Below are 4072 nucleotides of genomic sequence, written 5' to 3'. Positions count from 1 at the left end.
TCAAGATCAACAGCAACAGCAACAGCAACAGCAACAGTAATAGGCATCGAGCATCTTATCCTGGCCGATACCACGAGCTGGAATGTCATGGTTATGTATTATAAAAAGAAAGGGTGGTATGAACTAGCAATGCCACACAACTTGCATCTTATAGAGATTGGCAACCTGTCTCATTTGTATGCGGAAATTTGCCTTGCACCGCACTCAAAAGCCAACGGATTCCGGGTAGAGGCGGTCTTGCCGGTACGGCGCCCCTGAACCAGCGGGTCCCACAACAGCCCCACTTGGCCCGCATCCCTCGAATGCGCCACAATACCCATCATTTGCGGAGCCCTTCATGACCGACCTCACCCCTGATGCCACCCTCGACGCCACCGGCCTCAACTGCCCAGAGCCGGTGATGATGCTGCACCAGCACGTGCGCGCCCTCGCCGCCGGCGGCCTGCTGAAAGTCATCGCCACCGACCCCTCGACCCAACGCGACATCCCCAAGTTCTGTACCTTCCTGGGCCACCAACTGCTGGAACAACAGGAAGCCGCCGGCACCTTCCTCTACTGGATCCGCAAGAAAGCCGACTGAGCCGCTCTGGAACACGCTCCGCGTTGAGCCTACACTGCGTTCCCCAGACAGGAGAGCGCCATGCTGATAGTTGCCGACGAAAACATCCCTTTGCTCGATGCCTTCTTCCAAGGGTTTGGCGAGATTCGTCGCTATCCTGGGCGTAGCTTCGACGCCGCCAGCGTCCGGGAGGCCGACATCCTGCTGGTCCGCTCCGTGACCAAGGTCGATCGGCAACTGCTAGAAGGCAGTCGCGTGCGGTTCGTGGGTACCTGCACCATCGGCACCGATCACCTCGATCTCGACTACTTCGAACAAGCGGGTATCCGCTGGAGCAGTGCACCCGGTTGCAACGCCCGGGGTGTGGTGGACTATGTGCTGGGCAGCCTGCTGACCCTCGCTGACCTTGAGGGTGCATCACTGCACGAGCGCGTCTACGGCGTGGTGGGTGCAGGCGAAGTAGGTGGGCGGCTGGTGGGCGTGCTACGCGCCCTGGGGTGGAAGGTGATGGTCTGCGATCCATTGCGCCAGGCCGCCGAAGGCGGTGACTACGTCGAGCTCGATACCCTGCTGCAAGCCTGCGATGTCATCAGCCTGCACACACCCCTCGAACGCGGTGGCCAGTACCCGACCTGGCACCTGCTAGGCCCTACAGAACTGGCGAAACTGCGCCCCGGCGCCTGGCTGATCAACGCCAGTCGAGGGGCAGTGGTGGATAATGGCGCATTACGCACGCTCCTGCAGCAGCGCGATGACCTGCACGCGGTGCTGGACGTGTGGGAAGGCGAGCCCCAGGTCGATCTGCGGTTGGCCGACCTGTGTACCGTCGCCACCCCCCACATCGCCGGCTATAGCCTCGATGGCCGTCAGCGTGGCACCGCCCAGATCTATCGCGCCTTGTGTCAACACCTGGGCGTGGATGAGCGCATTCAACTGGCCGACCTGTTGCCGCGCCCGCCAGTCGCGCAGATTGAGTTGGACGCTGAGGCCGATCTGCAATGGGCACTGGCCATGCTATGCCGCGCCGTCTACGATCCGCGCCGCGATGATGCCGATTTGCGCCGCAGCCTGAGCGAAGACGCGCAGCAGCAACGTGCGGCTTTCGACCTATTGCGCAAACACTATCCGCCACGCCGTGAAATCGAAGGGCTATCCGTGCGCATCCGTGGTAACTCGCCCCAGCTTGCGCAGCTGATTGACGCTATCGGAGCAAAAAGGGTCTGACGCTCGGGGTTGCCCCAGGGCAAAGCAGCACGCATAAAAAACCCGGCGCTTGCGCCGGGTCAGGAATAAGGTGATCAGTTTTTCTGCGAGCGCTCGACCCGGCTTTCTTCCAAGGCCTTGCAGGCCTGCTGGATCATCTGCTCGGTGATCGGTACCTCCCGCCCTTGGGCGTCGATCAGCGCGCCGCTTGCCTGGGGGGACGGTGCGTGACGGGGCGTGTGGTGTTCGCGGTTATGGTGCAAGCTCATGCAGGGTCTCCTCTTCAGATGACGTCTGGTATCAACCTTGCGCCTGGCAGATCGTCGACGCGGGTGCGGCGCAACCTGAGGCTGGGCCATAGTCCACCAGAGATGGCGAACAAGTGCCAGAGCGCGGTTAGAACAATAGGCTATAGCCGCGCCAGACAGTTCCGTGCTGCGGCATGAATGGTAGGCTGCATGTTCCGCCTTCGAGAGCAGATCCATGGCCTCTACAACTCCGCGCCCCAGCCGCGCTTTGCGCCTCGGTTGGCATTTTCTTCGCCCATATCGGCGGCGCCTGGTGCTGGCCTTGCTGGCACTGGTGGTGACTGCCGGCATCACCCTGTCCATGGGACAAGGCATCCGCCTGCTGGTGGATCAGGGGTTCATGACCGGTTCCGTCCATCAGCTCAACCAGACCCTTGGCCTCTTCCTGCTGCTGGTGCTGGCCCTGGCGGTAGGGACCTTCAGCCGGTTCTACCTCGTCTCCTGGATAGGTGAGCGGTGCGTGGCGGACATTCGTCGCGCCGTTTTTGACCATCTGCTCGAGCTTCATCCGGGTTTTTTCGAAGACAACCGCAGCTCGGAAATACAGTCTCGGTTGACGGCCGACACTACGTTGCTGCAATCGGTGATTGGCTCGTCCCTGTCCATGTGCCTGCGTAATGCGCTGATGGTGGTGGGGGGTGTGGTCTTGCTGTTCATCACCAACCCGAAACTGACCAGCATCGTGGTCGTGGCATTGCCGGTGGTGCTGGCCCCGATCCTGCTGTTCGGTCGTCGTGTGCGCAGCCTCTCCCGCCAGAGCCAGGACCGGGTGGCAGATGTGGGTAGCTATGTGGCCGAAACCCTGGGCCAGATCAAGACCGTGCAGGCCTACACCCATCAAGCCCACGACCGGGCACTGTTCGCCGAGACGGTGGAGTCGGCATTTGCAGTGGCCCGCCAGCGCATTACGCAGCGGGCCTGGCTGATTACCGTGGTGATTGTGCTGGTGCTAGGCGCTATCGGCGCAATGCTGTGGGTCGGCGGCCTGGACGTTATCGCCGGGCGTATGTCGGGGGGTGAGTTGGCGGCGTTCGTGTTCTACAGCCTGGTAGTGGGCAGTGCGTTCGGCACACTCAGCGAGGTGATTGGCGAGCTCCAGCGTGCTGCTGGAGCAGCAGAGCGCATAGCCGAATTACTGGCAGCGCAAAGCCAGATTCTGGCGCCATCCAGTGCGCGGCGGCTGGCGGGAGGCCGTGCACGGGGCTGCCTGGCGTTGCAGCGCGTGGTGTTTGCCTATCCCTCGCGACCCGAGCACAAGGCTATCGATGACCTGAGCCTGGCCATCCAGGCAGGCCAGATGCTTGCATTGGTCGGTCCCTCCGGTGCGGGTAAATCCACCCTGTTCGACCTGCTTCTGCGGTTCTATGACCCTCAGCACGGGCAGATTCTGCTCGATGACCACCCCATCGACCAACTCGACCCCGACCACCTTCGCCAGCAGTTTGCATGGGTCGCACAGCAACCGGCACTGTTTCGAGGTACGGTGGCGGACAACATTGCCTACGGACGCCCTGGCGCTTGCCTGGCCGACATCGAAGCAGCCGCGCGCGCAGCCCATGCCGACGGGTTCATACGCCAGTTGCCGCAGGGCTACCAGACTTGCCTGGGGGAGGGCGGGGTGGGTTTATCCGGTGGGCAGCGCCAACGGTTGGCGATTGCCCGTGCGTTGCTGGTGGATGCCCCGATCCTGCTGCTTGACGAGGCGACCAGCGCGCTCGACGCTCACAGTGAGCACCTGATCCAGCAAGCTTTGCCGCGCCTGATGGCGGGGCGGACAACGGTGGTGATCGCGCACCGTTTGGCCACGGTACAACACGCCGACCGCATTGCCGTGGTCGACCAAGGCAAAGTAGTCGCCACTGGGACCCACAGTGAGCTGATTGAAGCCAGCCCGTTGTATGCACGGCTGGCAGCGCTGCAATTTACGTCCGCTTGAAAGGCTGGCCCGCTGGTGCGCGATGCAGGTATGAGCCTGAGTCGTGAACAACAAAAAACCCGCACA

Annotated in this window: 5 protein-coding genes; 4 read left to right on the top strand and 1 reads right to left on the bottom strand. The window is 62.3% G+C overall.

Features of this window, described 5'->3' with window-relative positions; all coding sequences use genetic code 11:
• The 3 genes from ACF8GB_RS20660 to pdxB all read left to right on the top strand — a co-directional run.
• Nucleotides 1-258: hypothetical protein (locus ACF8GB_RS20660; protein WP_392527590.1), on the top strand; the 258-nt coding region annotated here is incomplete at its 5' end.
• 79 nt (nucleotides 259-337) lie between these two features.
• Nucleotides 338-580 carry a sulfurtransferase TusA gene (gene tusA / locus ACF8GB_RS20655; RefSeq protein ID WP_058605718.1) on the top strand — a complete coding sequence of 81 codons (243 nt, stop codon included), beginning with the start codon at nucleotides 338-340 and terminating at the stop codon, nucleotides 578-580.
• A 60-nt stretch (nucleotides 581-640) separates the two neighbouring features.
• Complete coding sequence (gene pdxB / locus ACF8GB_RS20650; RefSeq protein ID WP_392527588.1) at nucleotides 641-1783, top strand: 4-phosphoerythronate dehydrogenase PdxB; 1143 nt, start codon at nucleotides 641-643, stop codon at nucleotides 1781-1783.
• A gap of 74 nt (nucleotides 1784-1857) precedes the next feature.
• On the opposite strand, the gene ACF8GB_RS20645 is transcribed toward pdxB, so the two are convergent.
• Entirely contained in the window at nucleotides 1858-2031 is a 174-nt protein-coding gene (locus ACF8GB_RS20645; protein ID WP_392527587.1) for a PA1571 family protein, read from the bottom strand.
• A 214-nt stretch (nucleotides 2032-2245) separates the two neighbouring features.
• Between ACF8GB_RS20645 and ACF8GB_RS20640 the strand changes: the two genes are divergently transcribed.
• On the top strand, nucleotides 2246-4006 hold the full coding sequence (locus ACF8GB_RS20640) for an ABC transporter transmembrane domain-containing protein (RefSeq protein ID WP_392527585.1): 1761 nt from the start codon (nucleotides 2246-2248) through the stop codon (nucleotides 4004-4006).
• Nucleotides 4007-4072 lie beyond the last annotated feature (66 nt).

The sequence above is a fragment of the Pseudomonas sp. xss_4 genome (assembly GCF_043104125.1).
Lineage (GTDB): Bacteria > Pseudomonadota > Gammaproteobacteria > Pseudomonadales > Pseudomonadaceae > Aquipseudomonas > Aquipseudomonas parafulva_B.
Note: the sequence above shows the minus strand (reverse complement) of the source record. Positions and strands in the feature narration are given on the sequence as shown.

Coding starts and splice junctions, on each gene's coding strand:
- pdxB (WP_392527588.1), top strand. CDS start 641: ATGCTGATAGTTGCCGACGAAAACATCCCTTTGCTCGATGCCTTCTTC.
- ACF8GB_RS20640 (WP_392527585.1), top strand. CDS start 2,246: ATGGCCTCTACAACTCCGCGCCCCAGCCGCGCTTTGCGCCTCGGTTGG.
- tusA (WP_058605718.1), top strand. CDS start 338: ATGACCGACCTCACCCCTGATGCCACCCTCGACGCCACCGGCCTCAAC.
- ACF8GB_RS20645 (WP_392527587.1), bottom strand. CDS start 2,031: ATGAGCTTGCACCATAACCGCGAACACCACACGCCCCGTCACGCACCG.